General features: G+C 68.6%; 18 protein-coding genes. 11 read left to right on the top strand and 7 right to left on the bottom strand.

Annotation, left to right across the window (positions count from 1 at the left end):
• Positions 1 to 5 precede the first annotated feature (5 nt).
• On the bottom strand, positions 6 to 659 hold the full coding sequence (locus CFP71_RS04390) for a class I SAM-dependent methyltransferase (protein ID WP_093932531.1): 654 nt from the start codon (positions 657 to 659) through the stop codon (positions 6 to 8).
• A gap of 28 nt (positions 660 to 687) precedes the next feature.
• On the opposite strand from CFP71_RS04390, the gene mug reads away from it, so the two are divergent.
• The 6 genes from mug to CFP71_RS04420 all read left to right on the top strand — a co-directional run bounded on the left by mug (position 688) and on the right by CFP71_RS04420 (position 5831).
• Complete coding sequence (gene mug / locus CFP71_RS04395) at positions 688 to 1239, top strand: G/U mismatch-specific DNA glycosylase (protein WP_093932532.1); 552 nt, start codon at positions 688 to 690, stop codon at positions 1237 to 1239.
• Between the two features lie 281 nt (positions 1240 to 1520).
• Positions 1521 to 2321: a response regulator transcription factor gene (locus CFP71_RS04400; protein WP_093932533.1), complete on the top strand. Its 801-nt coding sequence runs from the start codon at positions 1521 to 1523 to the stop codon at positions 2319 to 2321.
• A 149-nt stretch (positions 2322 to 2470) separates the two neighbouring features.
• Positions 2471 to 4315 (top strand): acyl-CoA dehydrogenase, encoded by a 1845-nt coding sequence (locus CFP71_RS04405; protein WP_093932534.1) that lies wholly within the window; start codon positions 2471 to 2473, stop codon positions 4313 to 4315.
• 124 nt (positions 4316 to 4439) lie between these two features.
• Entirely contained in the window at positions 4440 to 4715 is a 276-nt protein-coding gene (locus CFP71_RS04410) for a GlsB/YeaQ/YmgE family stress response membrane protein (RefSeq protein ID WP_093932535.1), read from the top strand.
• A 74-nt stretch (positions 4716 to 4789) separates the two neighbouring features.
• Positions 4790 to 5083 (top strand): GlsB/YeaQ/YmgE family stress response membrane protein, encoded by a 294-nt coding sequence (locus CFP71_RS04415; RefSeq protein ID WP_093932536.1) that lies wholly within the window; start codon positions 4790 to 4792, stop codon positions 5081 to 5083.
• A gap of 31 nt (positions 5084 to 5114) precedes the next feature.
• Positions 5115 to 5831 carry a leucine-rich repeat domain-containing protein gene (locus tag CFP71_RS04420; protein WP_093932537.1) on the top strand — a complete coding sequence of 239 codons (717 nt, stop codon included), beginning with the start codon at positions 5115 to 5117 and terminating at the stop codon, positions 5829 to 5831.
• A 3-nt stretch (positions 5832 to 5834) separates the two neighbouring features.
• Here the strand turns inward: CFP71_RS04420 and CFP71_RS04425 are convergent, their stop codons facing one another.
• The 4 genes from CFP71_RS04425 to CFP71_RS04440 all read right to left on the bottom strand — a co-directional run bounded on the left by CFP71_RS04425 (position 5835) and on the right by CFP71_RS04440 (position 10732).
• On the bottom strand, positions 5835 to 7691 hold the full coding sequence (locus CFP71_RS04425) for a VanW family protein (RefSeq protein WP_093932538.1): 1857 nt from the start codon (positions 7689 to 7691) through the stop codon (positions 5835 to 5837).
• A gap of 29 nt (positions 7692 to 7720) precedes the next feature.
• Complete coding sequence (locus CFP71_RS04430; RefSeq protein WP_093932559.1) at positions 7721 to 8014, bottom strand: GroES family chaperonin; 294 nt, start codon at positions 8012 to 8014, stop codon at positions 7721 to 7723.
• A gap of 40 nt (positions 8015 to 8054) precedes the next feature.
• Positions 8055 to 9863 carry an NHL domain-containing thioredoxin family protein gene (locus CFP71_RS04435; protein ID WP_093932539.1) on the bottom strand — a complete coding sequence of 603 codons (1809 nt, stop codon included), beginning with the start codon at positions 9861 to 9863 and terminating at the stop codon, positions 8055 to 8057.
• Between the two features lie 89 nt (positions 9864 to 9952).
• Positions 9953 to 10732 (bottom strand): class I SAM-dependent DNA methyltransferase, encoded by a 780-nt coding sequence (locus tag CFP71_RS04440; protein ID WP_093932540.1) that lies wholly within the window; start codon positions 10730 to 10732, stop codon positions 9953 to 9955.
• 113 nt (positions 10733 to 10845) lie between these two features.
• On the opposite strand from CFP71_RS04440, the gene CFP71_RS04445 reads away from it, so the two are divergent.
• Positions 10846 to 11415: a hypothetical protein gene (locus tag CFP71_RS04445; protein ID WP_093932541.1), complete on the top strand. Its 570-nt coding sequence runs from the start codon at positions 10846 to 10848 to the stop codon at positions 11413 to 11415.
• A gap of 139 nt (positions 11416 to 11554) precedes the next feature.
• On the opposite strand, the gene CFP71_RS04450 is transcribed toward CFP71_RS04445, so the two are convergent.
• Both CFP71_RS04450 and CFP71_RS04455 read right to left on the bottom strand, forming a co-directional pair.
• Positions 11555 to 12019, bottom strand: a complete 465-nt coding sequence (locus tag CFP71_RS04450) for an SRPBCC family protein (RefSeq protein ID WP_093932542.1) — start codon at positions 12017 to 12019, stop codon at positions 11555 to 11557.
• Positions 12020 to 12054: 35 nt separating this feature from the next.
• Positions 12055 to 14400, bottom strand: a complete 2346-nt coding sequence (locus CFP71_RS04455) for an oxidoreductase (protein ID WP_093932543.1) — start codon at positions 14398 to 14400, stop codon at positions 12055 to 12057.
• A gap of 265 nt (positions 14401 to 14665) precedes the next feature.
• Here CFP71_RS04455 and CFP71_RS04460 point away from each other — a divergent pair, with 265 nt between their 5' ends.
• The 4 genes from CFP71_RS04460 to CFP71_RS04475 all read left to right on the top strand — a co-directional run bounded on the left by CFP71_RS04460 (position 14666) and on the right by CFP71_RS04475 (position 17765).
• Positions 14666 to 15256: a DUF3558 domain-containing protein gene (locus tag CFP71_RS04460; RefSeq protein WP_093932544.1), complete on the top strand. Its 591-nt coding sequence runs from the start codon at positions 14666 to 14668 to the stop codon at positions 15254 to 15256.
• Positions 15257 to 15429: 173 nt separating this feature from the next.
• A complete protein-coding gene (locus CFP71_RS04465; RefSeq protein ID WP_093932545.1) occupies positions 15430 to 15936 on the top strand; it encodes a hypothetical protein in 507 nt (168 codons plus the stop codon).
• The gene (locus CFP71_RS04470) at positions 15937 to 16539 is read left to right on the top strand and encodes a DUF3558 domain-containing protein (protein ID WP_093932546.1); all 603 of its coding nucleotides are present in this window, start codon (positions 15937 to 15939) and stop codon (positions 16537 to 16539) included.
• Positions 16536 to 17765, top strand: a complete 1230-nt coding sequence (locus tag CFP71_RS04475) for a hypothetical protein (RefSeq protein WP_093932547.1) — start codon at positions 16536 to 16538, stop codon at positions 17763 to 17765. The genes CFP71_RS04470 and CFP71_RS04475 overlap by 4 nt, the downstream gene beginning before the upstream one ends.
• The last annotated feature ends 23 nt before the right edge of the window (positions 17766 to 17788 follow it).

Consider the following 17788-nt stretch of genomic DNA (forward strand, 5'->3'; position numbering starts at 1 on the left):
GCAGGTCACGCGGGGTTCGCGGAGAACCAGGTCCGGTCGTCCGCGCACCAGCGGTCGAAGACCAGGCCCGCCCTGGTCAGAGACGTGTTCAGCGCTGTCGCGTCCAGTCGGCGGCAGGTGAACGCCTGGGCCCACGACCGGTCGCCCGCCGAGTAGCGGACGACGGCCGACAACAGATCCCCGTCGCGGACTACCTGGCCCAGCCGGACGTCGACCTCGCCGATCCGGCCGCCCTGGCCGTCCCGGACCGACTCGAACCACTCCGGCGGATGCCACTCGACGAGCACCCGCCCGCCGGGCGCGACATGCGCGCGAGCGGTGGCCAGGAAGGCCGCGTGATCCGCGTCGGCGGCGGTGTTGACCAGGTGGCTGCCGAGCAGTACGGCGTCGAAGACCCGGCCGAGCCGCAGCTCCTCGATCTTCGAACACACCGTCTCGGCGCGGACCTCGGCGAGCATCTCCGGCGAGTCGTCCACCGCGACCACCGGATGCCCCAGGTCCAGGAGCGCGTGCGTGACCCGCCCGGCGCCGCTGCCGAGCTCCAGGATCGACGCGCCTTCCGGGACGGCCGCGTGCACGATCCCGGCCTCGCCGTCGGACGGCAGCAGCCGGTACACCTCCACCGGACAGCCGTCGGCCGTGAACGCCCCCTGATCCATACCCGCCAGCGTGCCGGAAACTGATCCGGTGAGGACGAAACCGAACAAGGACGAGCTGGCCGCCGCGTACGGCAAGACCATCGACGACGTCATCGCGCCGGATCTGGACGTGTTGTTCTGCGGGATCAACCCCGGCCTCTACTCCGGCGCCCTCGGCCTGCACTTCGCCAGGCCGGGCAACCGGTTCTGGCCCGCGCTGTACCGCGGCGGCTTCACCCCGCGCCTGCTCGACCCGAGCGAGCAGGACGAACTGCCCGGCCTCGGCCTCGGCATCACCAACGTCGTCGCGCGGACCACGGCGCGAGCCGACGAGCTGACGCCGGGAGAGTTCCGCGAGGGTGGGCGGCTCCTCACCGCGAGGGTCGCCGAGTACCGGCCACGCTGGCTCGCCGTCGTCGGGATCACGGCGTTCCGGACCGCGTTCGGCCTGCCGAAGGCGAAGATCGGCCCGCAGGACGGCGAGATCGCCCGCGCGCGGGTCTGGGTCCTGCCGAACCCGAGCGGGCTGAACGCGCATTGGACGCCCGCGGCGCTCGGCGACGAATTCGGGCGCCTCCACGCCGAAGTCCACTCTGAGTAGCGAACGCGCCAAGATCCTCCGTCGGCGCGCTCATTCGAGCCGGAGATCCACAACCGGCCGATACGCAGAGTTTGCTGCGACGACGCGATACATCTATGAGGGGGATACCGCGTCACGCCCGCCGACCTACTGACTCGTAATAGTTACGAGGTGTCATCTCTGTCCGGTCCCGCAGGGGGGACCGGTTGACGAGGGTGACCACGCCGGGGGGCCGTGGTCACCGAATGGACTTCAGGTCCTCTCGTCCGGGGATGACGGGCAAAAAAACGGAGGGGTCCGTGATGCGAGGCATCGAGCCGAACCGAACGCAGGCCGGCAGGCCTGGCGGACTGTCACCAGGTGGCCGCGGCCTCGGAGTGGCCGCCGTCGATCCGATCCCGATCTTCTGCGAGGGGCTGAGCTCACTGGTCCACCGCACGCCGGGGCTGCAATGGCTCGGGCACGCGACGAGCCATCACGCCGCGCTCCAGCTGTGCGAACAGCTCAAACCGGACGTCATCGTGCTGGATTCGGCGCTCGACCCGAACTGCCACCTGTCCCGGCTGCTCAGCGCCGGCGATCCGGCACTGGTCATCATCACGATGATCAGGGACACCAACCGCACCCAGCAGTACCTCGCCGCGGCGATCGCGGCGGGCGTCCACGCGATCGTGCCGCGGGCGACCGACGGCCGTCATCTGACCGAGGCGATCCGGCGCGCGCACAGCGACCGCCGCTACATCGACCCGACCCTGGCGGCGCTGACGGCGCGGCCGAAGCGCCAGCCCGTGCTCCCCAAGCCGGGCGACGCCCCCAAGCCGGCGACCGCGCGCGGCCTGATGCCGCTGTCCCGCCGCGAGTACCAGGTCCTTCAGCTGGTCGCCGAGGGGCTGGAGAACTCCGGGATCGCGAAGATCCTCTTCCTGTCGGTGGAAACCGTGCGGACCCACGTCAAGAGCATCCTGCGCAAGCTTTCCGCCCGCGACCGGACACACGCGGTGACCATCGCGTTCCGATCCGGCATCCTGGTCACGAGCCCTGACGACGCGCACAGCCCGGCCGAGACGCCTTCGGCTTCTTCGATCGCGCCGTCACCCCGCTGAACCGGCACCGAGACCCCCGTATTGCTGATTTACACATCACAACAGTGGCCATTCACTTGCCGCCGGTTACCCACAGGTAATATCCTGAAGTTACCGGCGAGTAGGGGACGTGTGCCCGGCCGGGGAGCCGAACACATTGGAGTGACGAAATGGGCCACTACAAGAGCAACGTCCGAGACCTGGAGTTCAACCTCTTCGAGGTACTCGGCGTGCAGGACCGCCTCGGCAAGGGCGTCCTCGCGGAATCCGACGAGGAGACCGCCCGCGGCGTGCTGACGGAGCTGAACAAGCTCGCTTCCGGTCCCCTCGCCGACTCGTACGCCGACGCGGACCGCAACCCGCCGGTGTACGACCCGAAGACGTTCTCGGTGAAGATCCCCGAGTCGTTCAAGAAGAGCTATCAGGCGCTGATGGACGGCGAATGGTGGCGGCTGGGCCTGCCGAACGAGCTGGGCGGCTTCGGCTTGCCCCCGACCGTGCAGTGGGCCGCGGCCGAGCTGATCCTCGGCGCCAACGCGCCGCTGTTCATGTACATGGCGGGCCCGAACTTCGCCGGCATCGTCGACAAGAACGGCACCGACGAGCAGAAGCGCTGGGCGCAGGTCATGATCGACCGCGGCTGGGGCGCCACGATGGTGCTCACCGAGCCCGACGCCGGTTCCGACGTCGGCGCCGGCCGCGCCAAGGCCGTCAAGCAGGAGGACGGCTCCTGGCACATCGACGGCGTGAAGCGGTTCATCACCTCGGCCGAGAACGACATGGTCGAGAACATCATGCACCTGGTGCTGGCCCGCCCCGAGGGTCCCGGCATCGAGACCAAACCCGGCACCAAGGGCCTTTCGCTCTTCCTCGTGCCGAAGTTCCACTTCGACGGCGAAACCGGTGAGCTGGGCGAGCGCAACGGCGCCTTCGTCACCAATGTCGAGCACAAGATGGGCATCAAGGCCTCCACCACCTGCGAGCTGACCTTCGGCCAGCACGGCACCCCCGCCAAGGGCTGGCTGCTGGGCGAGGTGCACGACGGCATCGCGCAGATGTTCCAGGTCATCGAGTACGCCCGCATGATGGTCGGCACGAAGGCCATCGCGACGCTGTCGACCGGTTACCTCAACGCGCTCGAGTACGCCAAGGAGCGCGTCCAGGGTGCCGACCTGCCGAACATGCTGAACAAGGCGGCGCCGCGCGTCACCATCACCCACCACCCGGACGTCCGCCGCTCGCTGATGCTGCAGAAGGCGTACGCCGAGGGCCTGCGCGCGGTGTACCTCTACACCGCGACCTTCCAGGACCAGGTGTGGACCGGCGAGGGCGACGAGGCTTCGCAGAAGGTCGCGCACGGCGTCAACGACCTGCTGCTGCCGATCGTCAAGGGCGTCGGCTCCGAGCGCGCGACCGAGCAGCTCGTGCAGTCGCTGCAGACCCTCGGCGGGTCCGGCTTCCTGCAGGACTACCCGATCGAGCAGTACATCCGTGACGCGAAGATCGACTCGCTGTACGAAGGCACCACGGCCATCCAGTCGCTGGACTTCTTCTTCCGCAAGATCGTCCGCGACAAGGGCGCTTCGCTGGCCTACGTCGCCGGGGAGATCACGAAGACCATCGAATCGGAGATCGGCAACGGGCGGCTCAAGAACGAGCGCGGGCTGCTCAAGCAGGCGCTCGAGGACACCCAGGGCATGCTCGGCTCGCTGATCGGCTACCTGACCTCGTCGCAGGAAGACCCGCAGAACATCAACAAGGTCGGCCAGCACACGGTCCGCCTGCTGATGTCGGTCGGCGACCTGCTCATCGGCTGGCAGCTCATCAAGCACGCCGAGGTCGCCATCGGCAAGCTCGACGCGGGCGCGTCGGCGAAGGACACCCCGTTCTACGAGGGCAAGCTCGCCGTGGCGTCGTTCTTCGCGAAGAGCGTGCTGCCGGAGCTGACGTCGCGCCGCGCGATCGTCGAGGCCGCGGACAACAGCCTCATGGACATCCCCGAAGCCGCGTTCTAAACGGTTTCGTGACGAAAAGCCCCCTCCCGCGTGGAGGGGGCTTTTCTGGTTTCGCCGGGGCTTTCCGGGGTATCTCCGTGCTGAGTCCGCCACCTGAGCGGAGACCTCGGAAAAGGAGTCGTCAATGACAGTCACCGGCATCATCATGGCGATCGTGGTCGGGCTGATCCTCGGGGTACTCGGCAGGTTCTTCGCCCCCGGCAAGCAGTCCATCCCGATCTGGCTGACGATCGTCGTCGGCATCATCGCCGCCTTCGTCGGCACCGCTATCGCCCGCGGGCTCGGCTACGCGGACACCAAGGGCTTCGACTGGCTCGAACTCATCACCCAGATCGTCATCGCCGCCATCGGGGTCACCCTGGCCGCGAACCTCTACGGACGGCGCGGCGTCACCCGGTAAGGGGTCTTGAGGCGCGACGAACCGCTTTCGGTGTCACCGTTGGAACCAACTGATTCTCCAGCGAAGGAGGAACCATGCTGGGTGGCATTTGGGGCATCATCACCACGATCGTGGTGGGCCTGATCCTCGGCGTCATCGGCCGGATGCTCGCGTCCGGCGACCAGAAGATCCCGATGTGGCTGACGATCGTCGTCGGCATCGTCGCCGCCTTCATCGGCAACTGGCTGGCAGGCGTGTTCGGCGTCCGCGACACCCCGGGCATCGACTGGATCCGGCACGCCTTCCAAGTCGGCGCGGCGGTCGTCGGCGTGATCGCCGCGTCCGCGATCTACGCGAAGGTCAAGGGCGGGCACCACGCCGCGACCTGAGGTGCCGTGAGCGGGACTACGGTCGGCCCCTGTGACCACTCGACTCGAAGTCAGTGGCCAGGGGCTGACCTCCCTGTCCGGCGTCGCCCTTCCGGCGTCGCTCGAATATCTGGACCTGTACGACAACCGGTTGACGTCCGTTCCCGACGACCTCTGGTCGCTTTCGGGGCTCCGGGTGCTGAACCTGGCCACCAACCGGCTGTCCTCCCTCTCGCCTTCGATCGGCGCGCTGCGGAATCTGCACACGCTGGACCTGGGGCACAACGAGTTCGAGACCCTCCCGGACGAGCTCGGCGAGCTCTCCGGGCTGACGGAATACCTCTACGTGAGCGACAACAGGCTGAGCGAGTTCCCGGTCGCGCTGTGCTCACTCGGACGGCTGAAGTACCTGGGGTGCACGGACAATCGCATCTCCACGCTGCCGGACGACCTTTCCGGGCTAGCCTCGCTGCGTGAGCTTCGCTTGTACGGCAACGGGTTGACCGAGATCCCGGAATCGCTGGGGACGCTCTCCACGCTGCGCGAGCTGCATCTGCGGAAGAACCGGCTGACGTCCTTGCCGTCCTCACTCGGGGAGCTGAGCGAACTGCGCCAGCTGGACCTGCGTGAGAACCGGCTCACCTCGCTGCCGTCGTCCCTCGCCCGGCTGTCCAAATTGGACAAGCTGGATCTGCGATGGAACAAGGACTTCCGGGAACCGCCGTGGCTCGCGGACTTCGAGGCCCGCGGCTGCATGGTGCTGCGGTGAGGCTCAGGTGCAGATGACCGTGGCGCGCGGCGAATAGGTCGCGTTGCGGGTCTCCCGGCGGACCTCCGTGCCGGTGACGACGTCGACGAGCACGCGGGTGTCCGAGGTGCTGAAACCGGCGGCACCGGGATCCGGCACGCAGCCGGGACCGGAGCCGACCTGAACCGGCTGGGGGACGTAGGAATGCCGATCCCCGCCGACGCTCTGGACCGAAAAGCGTTTCGTGCCCCAGATCCGCACGGTCACCGAGCCGTTGGCGGGGATCACCTGGATCGCGATGCCGGTCGGGGCGTCGTTGACGATCTGCATCTCGACGGGCGAACCGTCGTCGTTGATCGCCTTCACGTCGCGCGCGACCGGATAGCGGTCCAGGTAGTGGTCGTGCTCCAGATGCCCGCCGTCGGCCAGCCCGGCCAGATACGCGGCGTTGTAGAGCGTCGTCGCGAGCTGCGAGACGCCGCCGCCGACCACGACCGGTCCGGTGCCGTCCTCGTTCGACGGCGCGGGGACGTAGCCCGCGTCGGCCGTCCTCGCCCCGGACCGCGCGCCGAGGCTGAACGTCTCGTTCGGCTTCACGATGGCGCCGGAGACGCGGGTGGCCAGCGCCTGCACGTTCGTCATCGCCGGCCCGCTCAGGCCGGAGGTGGTGAACTCGCCGACGACTTCGTTGATGCCGAGGACGTTCGCCGCTTCGGTGCTGACGGCCGGGCTGCTGGCGTCGTAGACCGCCTTCAACTCCCGGTCTTCGCTCTTGGCAAGAGTCGCGGTCAGCGCGGAGAACGTGAGGTCCCAGTTGACCTTCCTCGCGTCCTTCGACGGCTGCACCGCCGGCCTGTCGCCGACGAAGACGATCTGCGCGTCCGCGCCGTCGGTCTCGGTCTCCTTCAGCTGCGGCTGCGCCGCGGCCCGGAGTTTGCCCTGGTCGATGCGGACTTCGAGATTGCCGTCGTCGCGCGCGGCGAACTGGAAGGAGCCCGCGATCGCGTCCGGTTTCAGCGTCGCGTCCTTGCCTTCGCCGCGGATCAGGAGCGGCTTCGCGACCGCGGGCGTGACGATCTTGTCGAGCGCCGCGTGCACGCCTTGTGAGTTCGCCTTCACCGGCGCGACGTTCACCTTCAGCTCGACTCCGCCGTCGCCCAGCCAGCCGTCGGTGACCGTGGTGACCGCCGCCTTGACGTCGGCGAGCGTCTGCCCGGACCGCGGTTCGACCGCGGCCGCGGCGACCGCGCCGTCACCGCCCGCGACGGGCCGGAAGGTGATGTTCCCTTCGATCGGCGGACGGTTCAGCTGCGCGGCGGCGAGGTCGGACACGGCCTTTTCGAGCTTCGGCGCGTCCGTCCAGGTGACGACGCCGACCTCGCGGCTGGTGAAGAACGACATCAACCGCGTGTACGGGCTCAGCGGCTGATGCCCGGCGCGCCCCAGCGTCTGCGGCCAGTCCAGGCCGAGCCCGGACGACGTCGGGTACAGAACCGTGTGGACGTCTCCCGCCCGGACCCGCACCGGCTCGATCAGCTTCGGCTCCAGCTCGCGGCGGAGCTTCGACTCGGCCTCCTTGTGCGTGAGGCCGCCGACGTCGATCCCCGCGACGGTGACGCCGCGCGGGACGTCCCCGGCACTGACGATCAGGTCGACCGCGTACGCGAGCACGAACAGGCCCATGAGCACCCCGGCGGCCATGAGGGCCTTGCCGAGCCCCTTGCGGAACTTCGACGCGGGCGTCGGCGGCGCGTGCACCACCGCCCTGCCGCCCTCGAAGAGCTCGTCTACCAGGCCTTCGTCTGTTTCCGGAGCGTCGTCCGGATCCGGGAGGAGTTCGTCGGTGAACAGGTCGGTGCCCGGCTCGTCATCGCGTACCAACTCTCACCACCCCTCCCGCGGGCACGGAGCTAGAGGTACAACCCGGTGCCGTGTTCGGTCCGTTCGGTCGCCACGGCGTGGATGTCCCGCTCCCGCATGACCAAGTGTCCTTCGCCCTGGATCTCGACCTCGTGCTGCTCCTCCGGGTTGAACAGCACACGGTCGCCGGTCTTGACGTTCCGCACACTGTTGCCCACGCCCAGTACATCACCCCACGAGAGCCGTCGCGCCACTTGCGCGGTGGCGGGGATGACGATGCCACCGGAACTGCGGCGCTCCCCGTCCTCGGGGGACAGCTTCACGAGCACCCTGTCCTGCAGCATCTGAATCTCGAGTTTCGGCCTTTCCGACACAAGTGAGACTCTACTTACCCGGGTCCCCCGCCATGACCAGGCTCAGCGCGCTTTCTCCACCGTTTTCGAACCGCAACGGCACTCCCCAGTCCTGCCGGGTGATGCGGCAGGCGGGATGCTCGCCTCCGTCGTCACAGCTCGCGGCCTGCGCGACGACCTGCAAGACGCCTCCGGTCACCCCCTCGGCGAAGCGGAGCTTGCGGAACAGGTCCGTGCCGACTCCCGCGCCCTCGGCGAGGAGCTCCGGTGGCGAGGCGCTGATCTCCAGCCGTGTCGACGGGCCATAACGGTCGTCGAGCTTCTCTCCGGGCGGTGGGGTGAAGACGACGGAGAACTCCAACTCACCCGGCGCCAGCACGGTCGGCGGGCGGCGGACCGCGTGCGCGTCCCCGGCCACGGCCTGCTCGCCGAGCGGCACCGGCCCGATCCGGTTGCCCGCCGACTCGACGACCAGCAGTTCGCCGTCGTGCACCAGCAGGCCGGACGGCTCCGCGAGACCGGTCGCGAGCGTGGTCACCCGGCGGGTGAGCGGGTCGTAGCGGCGGACGGCGCCGTTGTAGGTGTCGGCGATCGCGATGGTGTCGCCGGGCAGCACGGCGAGGCCGAGCGGATGCTGCAGGAGCGCCTCGTCGGCGGGTCCGTCGACGTGGCCGAAGGAGAACAGGTCGACGCCGACCGCGGTGTGCACGGTGAACGTCTCGCCCTCGGGCTGGATCCAGCGCAGCGCCGACGTCTCGGCGTCCGCGAGCCACAGACGTCGTCCGTCGGGCGTTAGGCCGGAGGTCTGCGCGAAGAAAGCTTCGTGGACGTCGCCGTCTCGCAGGCCCTCGACCGTCGTGCCGGCGAAGCGACGGATGGTGCCCGAGACCGGCTCGAACACGCTCAGCGTGTGGTTGCCCGCCATGGCGACCACGACGCCGCCCGCGGGACCCCACCAGGCGACGTCCCAGGGGCTCGTGAGGTCGATGTCGAGCGCCTTGCCGGTGTCGACGCCGTCGCGCCACTGACGGCCGGTGCCGGCGACCGTGGAGACCTCGCCGGTGATCAGGTCGATGCCGCGCAGCCGGTGACCGGCCGTGTCGGCGACCACGGCGTGGTAGCCCGCGCGTTCCGCGACCTCGTACGGCAGAAGGGTGATCCCGGACGGCTCGGTGAAGCTCGCCAGGTCGAACGGCCCGTCCTGCGCGCCGCGGGCCCCGCTGCCGAAGCGGCGGATGATCGTCTCGCCGTCGGACGCGAACTCGACGATGGAGTGGTTGCCGGTGTCGGCGACCAGGATCCGGCCCTCGGCGGTGGTCACGGCCTTGCTCGGGAACCGCAGTTCGGCGCGCTGCTCCTCGGCCGGGACGTACGGGCTGCCGCCGCGGCGGAGCGTGCCCTTGGCCTCGTGGGTGGCGACGAGGTCGGCGATCACCCGGCGCAGCGCCTCGGCGTGCCCCTCGCCGGCGGCGACGTGGACGACGTAACCCTCGGGGTCGACGACCACCAGCGTCGGCCAGGCCTTGACCGCGTACTGAGACCAGGTGGTCATCTTCGGGTCGTTGAGGACCGGGTGGTGCACCTCGTAGCGCCGTACGGCCGCCTCGATCGCGGCCGTCTCGCCCTCGTGCAGGAACTTGGGCGAATGCACGCCGATGGTCACCAGGACGTCGGCGAACTCGGCCTCCAGCGGGCGCAGTTCGTCCAGCACGTGCAGGCAGTTGACGCAGCCGCTGGTCCAGAAGTCCAGCAGGACGATACGGCCGCGCAACCCGGCCAGCGTGAGCCGCTCGCCGCCGGTGTTGAGCCACCCGTCGCCGGCGAGCTCGGGCGCCCGCACGCGGGACTGCGTTCGTGGGGAAGTCACGCCATGAGTGAACTACACGTGTCGCCGCTCTGTTCCGACGTCCAGGCGTTGAGAGGGCGAGCTCACCCCAGGGGAGGAGCCTCATGTGGGTGATGAGGGGCCTTCTCCCAGACCGACACGTGCCCCGTGCTTTCGGCGGTGAACTCCGAACGGGCCCAATCCGCCCAGCGATGCTTCGGGCGCATTCCGGCGATCCGGGCCATGAGGTCCAGCTCGGCGGGCCAGACGTAGCGGAAGGGGATGCGGCGGAACCGCCCTGTCCCGTCCGGTGACACGGTCACGTGGTTCGACGTGAACTCCTGCGTGACCACGTCGTACTGGTCGAACCCGACATAGCCGGGGGTCATCGCGAAGGGGACGACGTCCTGTCCGGGCGGCAGGCGGCGCAGGTCCGGGAGGCCCACCTCGACGACGAACAGCCCGCCGGGCCGCAGATGCGCCGCCGCGTTGCGGAAGACGTCGACCTGGCCGTCCTGGGTGGTCACGTTGCCGATCGTGTTGAACACCAGGCAGACCAGCGAGAACTCGCCCGCCACCCGGGTGCTCGTCATGTCGCCGATCGTGACTTCGACCGCTTCGCCGCCCGGCTTGTCCGCGATCCGCGCGGCCATCGCCCGGCTCAGCTCGATACCGCTCACCGGCACTCCGCGCGCGGCCAGCGGCGCGGCGATCCGCCCGGTCCCGACGGCGAACTCGAGCACCGGGCCGCCTTCGGCAAGGTCTTCGAGGACGTCCACGGCGGACGTCACCACCTCGGGGGCGTTCGCGCCGCCCGGGCCGTCGTAATCCGTGGCCACACTCTCGGGGAACCAGCCGTCGGCCGGGTCGTCTTCGACGCTCACGATCGCGGACGCTACCGCCGGGACCGCGCCCTCTTCACCCCGTTTTCGCCGTCGCGCTCGACCGGCGTTAAAAGAGAAGGCGCTTGCGCGGTGCGCAATTTACGCTCGAACACATGTCCACTGTTGAGCACGCCTTCACCATCGAGGAGGCACACGACCTCCAGGCGAGCTTGGCCGAACCCGTGCGTCCCGGGTTGAGCGAGGCCGAGCTCGACGACGTCGAAGCACGCTTCGGCTTTCGGTTCGCCGCCGACCACCGGACCTTCCTGTCCGCCGGGGTGCCGATCGGCGACCGCTGGCCGGACTGGCGCTGCGGCAACCCCGACCACCTGCGGAAACGGCTGGACTGGCCGGTGGACGGGGTGCTTTACGACGTCGAACACAACGGCTTCTGGCCGCCGGACTGGGGCATGCGCCCGATCGACCTCGCCGACGCGCTTTCGCGGGCTCGCTCACATCTGGCACAGGCCCCGCAGCTGGTTCCGGTCTGCGGGCATCGGTATCTGCCCGGGATCGCCGGGAGCGCGGGCTATCCGGTGCTTTCGGTGTATCAGACCGACATCGTCTACTACGGCTACGACCTGCGGGGATACCTGCGGCACGACTTCTGCGGCGAGCCGCTGGGCCCGCCACCGGCCGGCGGGCCGCGGCAGGTCGAGTTCTGGTCGCGGTTCGTGGAATGAACGGACCGTTCATACCTTGAGTTCGCGGTTCGGTGCCACTACATGTGGCCGATTCGCGCGTCGGGCGTCACCAAATGTGCCCCCGGCGATAGCAAAGGTCCCTTGCTCTTTTCGCGATTCGGGAAAGTGGTGGTAGGGGTCAGGATTCGGCGGCGGCCTTCAGCCGGGCCAGCGTCGCGGCGATGTTCGCCCGGTTGGCGTCGTCCCGCTTCCAGACCCCGGTGAACAGCGACGTCGGCCCGCGCAGCCAGCCCGGCCGCCGGTCCCACGTGCTCTCCACGGCCACACACCCGTCGCCGGACGCCTCGATGTCGTACTGCCAGCGCGCGACGGGAAGTCCGGCGACCGTGGTCACCTCGAACGCGAACCGCCTGCCCTCGTCGGCGTCGGTGATCGTCGAAAGGGTGCTCCAGCGACGGATCCCGTTGCGGTTGCGGCCGCGGAACCTGGCGCCGACAGCGGGCCCCTCCGCCGCACCGACCCAACGGTGCCCCTCGTACTCCTCGGCCATCCCCGCGAGCGCGCCCGGGTCGCTGACCAGGGCGTACACCCGCTCGGGCGGGGCGGCGATCGCGATCTTTCCGGTGGCGCTGGGCTCAGTCATGGCATACCTCCGTACTGAGGGTATGTGAAATACCCTCAGTTGTCCCTCCGGAGCATGCGACTGATACCGGCGGCGACCGTCGTCGCCAGCACCCAGCCCGACGCGGTGAACCCGGCCGCGACCCAGTTGTCCATGCCGTGCATGTACCAGCGCGACTTGTTGCCGAAGTCGACGATCGGGACCAGGAGGTCGATCGTGTACAGCACCGGATTCCACTGCAAACCGGTGTCGTCCTGGTTGACCAGGCACCGAGGCCCGCTCACCGTGAGATTGGGTTTGGTGACGCAGTCGTCGACCCCGAGCCCGAACCACAGGCTTCCCAGCACCAGCAACGTCAGCAGCCAGCCGAGCGCGCGCACCGGACGGAAGCCGTAGCCGACCATCGACCGCTGCAACCAGCTCCACACGCGCACGCCGGGCCCGAAGAACTTGAAACCCTTCGCGAGCGCCACGTACCGGAATTGCTGCTTCTTCAACAGCACCGTGGAGGCGTGCTCTTCGTTTCCGGACGCGCGCAGCGTCGCCGCCAGCTGGTCGTAGGGTCCCGGCCGGTAGCCGTCCATCGCCTTGCGCAGCAACACGATCCGATGATCGATCGCGCGGTCGTCGTCGAGCGCGATGTCCTCTTGGAGGGCGTCGTACCGGAAATCCTCCAGCTCGATCCCGGTCGTCGACGCCCAGAACGCCTCGTTGTCACCGAGCGTCCCGCAATGCGCGCGCCGCAAGACGATCCGGCCCTCCGGCGGAACGGCGGGCGTGAGCAGGAACTCGTCGGCCGAAACGTCGCTGCCGTCGAGCGCGATCCCGTGCGGCGCGAGGGAACCGAGTCGTGCGCCGCGGAAGTCGACGCGCCGCGCGACCTGAGCACCGTCGAGGTTGACCCCGCCCTGCGCGACGAACGGACGCTCCTTGTTCTCGGTGAGGATCAGATCGCGGCCGATCCGCGCGGTGCGGACGTCCAGCGAGTAACTGGTGCGTGTGCGCGTGCCCGGCTCGGTCAGGCTCGTGCCGAAGAGGTTCACGCTGCCGCCGACCTCGGCGCCCTGGAGCCGGAGAGTGCCCTGGACGGTCGCGTCGGTGAGCTGGAAGTTGCCCGCGATCTTCGCGCGCCGCGCGGAAAAGACGTCGCGGCGCGGGTGCAGGAACATCGAGTTCCACGCCAGCACGTTGCCACCGACGGTGATGTCGGCCATGCGCAACTGCCCGGACGGCACCCGCAGGCTCGTCGCCTCGAGATCGCCGCCGATCGTGGTCCCGTCGAGGTGGATCGCGCGGTCGTAGTAGGGAATGCTCTGCCCGCGCACGACCTGGACCTCGGCGCCGGCGAGGCGCAACGAACCCCCGATCCGGGCGTTGACCATCCGCAGCGTCCCGGTCGCCTGCATGCCGTCGCTCAGCTCGAGGTTCCCGTTGATCGCCGACCGATCCGCGACCAGCGCCGGCCGCGGGTCGATGTACGGATCGTTCGACTTCCACGCGTCGACGACGATCGGCCCGGCCTGATTCACCGACAGTTTGGCCTCGCGGAAAATGACGTCACTGTCCACAGTGGCACTCGGCAGGAACATGATCCCACTGGCGGAGAAGCGTTTCCGCTGCGCGGCGGGCCCGTAGTTGTCCACCTCGCACAGCAGGCTGCCGCCGATGTGGATCCCGTTCCCGTTGAGCGCGAAGCCGTCCCGGTTGTTCAGCGTCGCGCCCGAAAAGTTGACGTTACCGCCCGCCCGCATACCCGGGATGCGGACTTCTCCGTTGGCCACCAACCGATACGCCAGCAACGCGCCGACGATGTTGACCCGGTCGGCCTGGATCGCCTTGCCCCGCGGATGGGTTATCACCGTGCGGGTCAGCACGACCGAACCCTCGATGACCGCGTCGGTGAGATTGACCGCCGCGTTCGGCATCCCGCGCTCGCGATCGTCGCCGCGCTGGACCGTGGTCTCCTCGATCTCGTGCTCGCCGTCGACGTGCACGACACTGCGGATGAGGCGGACATCGTTGCGGGTGCGGAGATTGCGCGCCTTGAGCCCCGGCAGCCAGCACTTGCGGAACACGAGCCCGAGCAGATGCGCCTCACGGACGTCCGGCGGATGCTCGAACCGGCACCGCTCGAACCGGAACAGATACTTGATGTCGGCCGCGCGCAGATCGAGCGTTCCGGTGATGTAGGCGTCCTCGACCTGCACGATCGGCGCGTTGGTCGCCTGGCGGCGCCACCGGAGCAGACCGGTCGTCCCCGGCTTCATCAACTCGGACGCCGGAACCTCGTACCGCTTGTCGGGGTTCGGAGCGAACGGATCGAGCGGCGGCAAGGCCGCGTCGCCGTTCGGTTCACCTTCCCCCGGATCGCGCGGCCCGTTGTTGCGCCGAAAACCCGGCATCGTCTCGCTTCCCTCCCCCGTCGTTCCCCGGCACCAGCGAAGCCGATCACCCCCGGGATTCGCAAGTGGGCCTGGGCAGCAGACCTGAACCTGCCACCGCACCGCGACGGCAGAACGGCCACCACGGGTTCGAGACCAGGCCTTATCGGTGATCTTGACCGAACTCGCCGCCCGTCCGCTTGGTCGCTGCTACGGTCACGCACCGGAGTCAGAGGTGGACCACGGGTAGGTCGCGCCCTGCGCGGCCCGTGCGGGGAGGCACGACATGAAGCGTTTCTTGCTCTTGGCGGCTGCGGTATCGATTTTGGCCGGTGGTTGCGGCACTCAGGTGGCCGGCACCGCGACGACGAGTGCGCCGTCCTCGGCGCGGCTTCCATCCGATGGGGCGCCTGCGGTGGCGAACCCGATCGCCAATACGGCGGTGGTCGAGGCGGACCCGTGCAGCGCCATCCCGACGGCCGAGATCGAAGCGATCGGCGGCGCGGTGGAGCGTTCACGGACCGTCGACCTATCCGAAGGCCTGAACTGCAGTTGGTTGTTCTCCGAAGCTCCGAGCACCCTCAGCGCAGGCCTGGTGGTCGGCAACAAGAAAGGGTTGAGCGCTCTCTATGCGCAGAAGTCGACCGGGGGACTCACTACCTTCAAACCAGTCGACTCCATAGAAGGGCACCCTGCTGTCATCTATGCCAACGGCAGCGAAGGCCGAGGAACCTGCACGCTCGCTGTCGGGCTCAGGGACGACCTCGTCTACACGGTCATCCCGCACCTGTCTTCCGGAAACCCCATGCTCGCGGACCCTTGCGGGATGGCGACCAAGGTCGCCGCGGCGGCGATCAAGAACCTCAAGAAGTCCTGATCAGGCGAAACCGTCGATCAGGACAAAAGTAACGTCGTCCCGGCAACTTTCGATGGTGATCTTTCACGAAGGGGCTGATCAGCGGTTTACCTGCTGCTATCGTCACCGGTTGGAGTCAGTGATGAACTACGGGTAGGTCGCGCCCCATCGCGGCCCGTGCGGGGAGGCACGACATGACACGACCGGGAAGTGGCCCTCAGGGGGTCTACAACCAGCTGAACACGACGCCGCCGCAGGCACCGCCGCCGGGGTCCGGACTGATTCAGGGCGCTACCGCCGCACCACCGCCGCCGGGCCCGCCGCCGAATTACGGCGAGCTGGGTGCCGGGCAGGCCCAGGCCGACTTCGCCGCGGCGTCGTCGAACGGCGGCTGGGAATTCGACTCGGAGGCCATGGACAAGGTCATCAAATCCCTCGAGGACTGCATCGAGAACAACTTCAGCAGCGCCATGAGGGAAGCCTCGTACCTGACCGGTATCGACGCGATGGGTGACGAGGTCGCCAGCCAAGGTTACGTCAAGATCGCGAACGAGTCGGGGGCCTCTTATCAAAATTTCTTGGACGGCGCACGCAAGTTCACCAGGGCTTACGCCGACAAGCTAGTGGAAATAAAGACGGCGTACGAAAAGCAAGACCAGGCAGCGATCGACGCTCTCCGTTCTGTTGGAAAGGCTCTCTGAATGCGTGCTCGACTCGTCTCCGTTCTCACTGTTGCCGCCGTGCTCGCGGCCGGTTGCAATGGGGAAACCGGCGGTAAGGCCGAGCCTTCGACGCCCAAGCCTGACGCCACGACCCTGCCGCGCGCGGGAGCCCCCAAAGTGACGACCCCGTTGAAGACGGAAAAACTCACGAACGAACCCTGCAGCGCCGCGACCGATACGGAGATCGCAGGCATCGCCGGGAAGGTGAAAAGCTCGAAGGTGGAACAGATCGCGGGCGGCCCGACCTGCTCGTGGATCCTCGCCGACCTAGCGGGCTCGATCAACGGCGGTCTGAATGTCAGTCAGCCCGAAGGCTTGAGCCATCTTTACGCTCTCAAACAACAGGGCAGCGGTGTCACGACGTTCCAACCCTTGCCTGACATCGCCGGACATCCGGCCGTCGTCTTCGCGAACGGCGGCGAAGGCGCGGGCAACTGCAACCTGGCTGTCGGACTTCGCGACGACATGATGTACACCGTGGTCACCGCCCTGTTCGACGACAGCCCCGCCTACAACGACCCCTGCGGTGCCAGCGTGAAGCTGGCCGAGTTGGCGATCCAACGTCTGAAGGCGGCCCAATGACCTACAGCGGATGGGAAATCTTCACCAAACTCAACGCCAACCCGAACACCACGAAACGCTTGGATGCGGCGCGAGTCGCTTCCCATCACTTGATGGTCGCCCACGGAGAAATCAGCACCGCCATGGAGGCCAGCCAGACGGCCTTGAGTTCCTTCTGGAAGGGCAAAGCAGCCGACTCCGGAGCAGCAGGCCTCGCCCCGCTCATCGCGACCTCCAAGATCGCGGGCGAGAACATGGACCGCGCCCGCCAGTCGATGTACGACCAGAACGGCTCCTTCCACTACACGCGCGGCAACGTCCGCCCGGTGGAGAAGGAGCGCGCGGGGGACAACGGGCCCGAGGACATCCTGTCCATCGGCGCGAGTGACGACGAGATCGCGGCGGCGAAGTTCGACGCGGACACCAAGCACAACGTCGAGGTCTACGAGCCGTACTACCAGAGCACTCAGCCGCGGCAGCAGTCGCTCGCGCCGGTTTATCCGGCCGCGCACGATCCGAACGTCTCGGCGGGGCCGATCACGGCGGATCCGATCGATCCCGGGACGAAGGTCAGCGGATTCGGCGGCGGGCACGGCGAAACCGGCGGGCGGCACGGCGGACCCGGTGGCGGGTACACCGGCGGCCCGAGTTCGTACAGCCCGCCTCCGGGGGCCGAGGGGTATCAGGCGCCGAGGCCGCCGCAGATCTCGCAGCCGCCCCGCATGCCGCAGATGCCACAACCGCCGCGGCGGCCGATGCCGTCTCCGCAGCCGAACGATCGGACCGACTTGTCCAGGACGGGCCCCGGGATGGAAGTACGTCCTGGCGACCACCGGCCGCCCGCGTTCGGGCCCGGAAGCGGCGGACCCGGAGGCGGTCCCGGTAGCGGCGGCGGATTCGGCCCGGGCTCGGGCGGGTTCAGCGGCGGCTTCGGCCCCGGTGGCGGCTTCGGGCCGGGTGGATCGACGGGCGGGCCGGGCAGCATGGGGCCCGGTCGCGGTGTCGGGGGTGGCATGCCCGGCGAGGGCGCGACGCGCGGACCCGGCGGGGCTCCGGCGGGCGGCGCGGCGGCGGGGCGTCCTGGCGCGCCCGGTATGGGTGGCGGCGGCATGGGCGCGGGCAAAGGCGGCAAGGGTGGCGAGGACGAGGAGCACAAGCGCAAGATCCTGCTCCAGGAAGAGGACGGCGACTCCATTTTCGGCGGCTATGACGGCGACAAGCCGGTTCCCCCGGTGATCGGCGCGTGACGTGCTGCAGAAACCCGTCGAAC

The sequence above is a fragment of the Amycolatopsis thailandensis genome, assembly GCF_002234405.1.
In the GTDB taxonomy this organism is placed as follows: Bacteria; Actinomycetota; Actinomycetes; order Mycobacteriales; family Pseudonocardiaceae; genus Amycolatopsis; species Amycolatopsis thailandensis.

Coding starts and splice junctions, on each gene's coding strand:
- CFP71_RS04405 (WP_093932534.1), top strand. CDS start 2,471: ATGGGCCACTACAAGAGCAACGTCCGAGACCTGGAGTTCAACCTCTTC.
- CFP71_RS04455 (WP_093932543.1), bottom strand. CDS start 14,400: ATGCCGGGTTTTCGGCGCAACAACGGGCCGCGCGATCCGGGGGAAGGT.
- CFP71_RS04475 (WP_093932547.1), top strand. CDS start 16,536: ATGACCTACAGCGGATGGGAAATCTTCACCAAACTCAACGCCAACCCG.
- CFP71_RS04390 (WP_093932531.1), bottom strand. CDS start 659: ATGGATCAGGGGGCGTTCACGGCCGACGGCTGTCCGGTGGAGGTGTAC.
- CFP71_RS04400 (WP_093932533.1), top strand. CDS start 1,521: ATGCGAGGCATCGAGCCGAACCGAACGCAGGCCGGCAGGCCTGGCGGA.
- CFP71_RS04460 (WP_093932544.1), top strand. CDS start 14,666: ATGAAGCGTTTCTTGCTCTTGGCGGCTGCGGTATCGATTTTGGCCGGT.
- CFP71_RS04410 (WP_093932535.1), top strand. CDS start 4,440: ATGACAGTCACCGGCATCATCATGGCGATCGTGGTCGGGCTGATCCTC.
- CFP71_RS04465 (WP_093932545.1), top strand. CDS start 15,430: ATGACACGACCGGGAAGTGGCCCTCAGGGGGTCTACAACCAGCTGAAC.
- CFP71_RS04445 (WP_093932541.1), top strand. CDS start 10,846: ATGTCCACTGTTGAGCACGCCTTCACCATCGAGGAGGCACACGACCTC.
- CFP71_RS04430 (WP_093932559.1), bottom strand. CDS start 8,014: ATGCTGCAGGACAGGGTGCTCGTGAAGCTGTCCCCCGAGGACGGGGAG.
- CFP71_RS04470 (WP_093932546.1), top strand. CDS start 15,937: ATGCGTGCTCGACTCGTCTCCGTTCTCACTGTTGCCGCCGTGCTCGCG.
- CFP71_RS04450 (WP_093932542.1), bottom strand. CDS start 12,019: ATGACTGAGCCCAGCGCCACCGGAAAGATCGCGATCGCCGCCCCGCCC.
- CFP71_RS04415 (WP_093932536.1), top strand. CDS start 4,790: ATGCTGGGTGGCATTTGGGGCATCATCACCACGATCGTGGTGGGCCTG.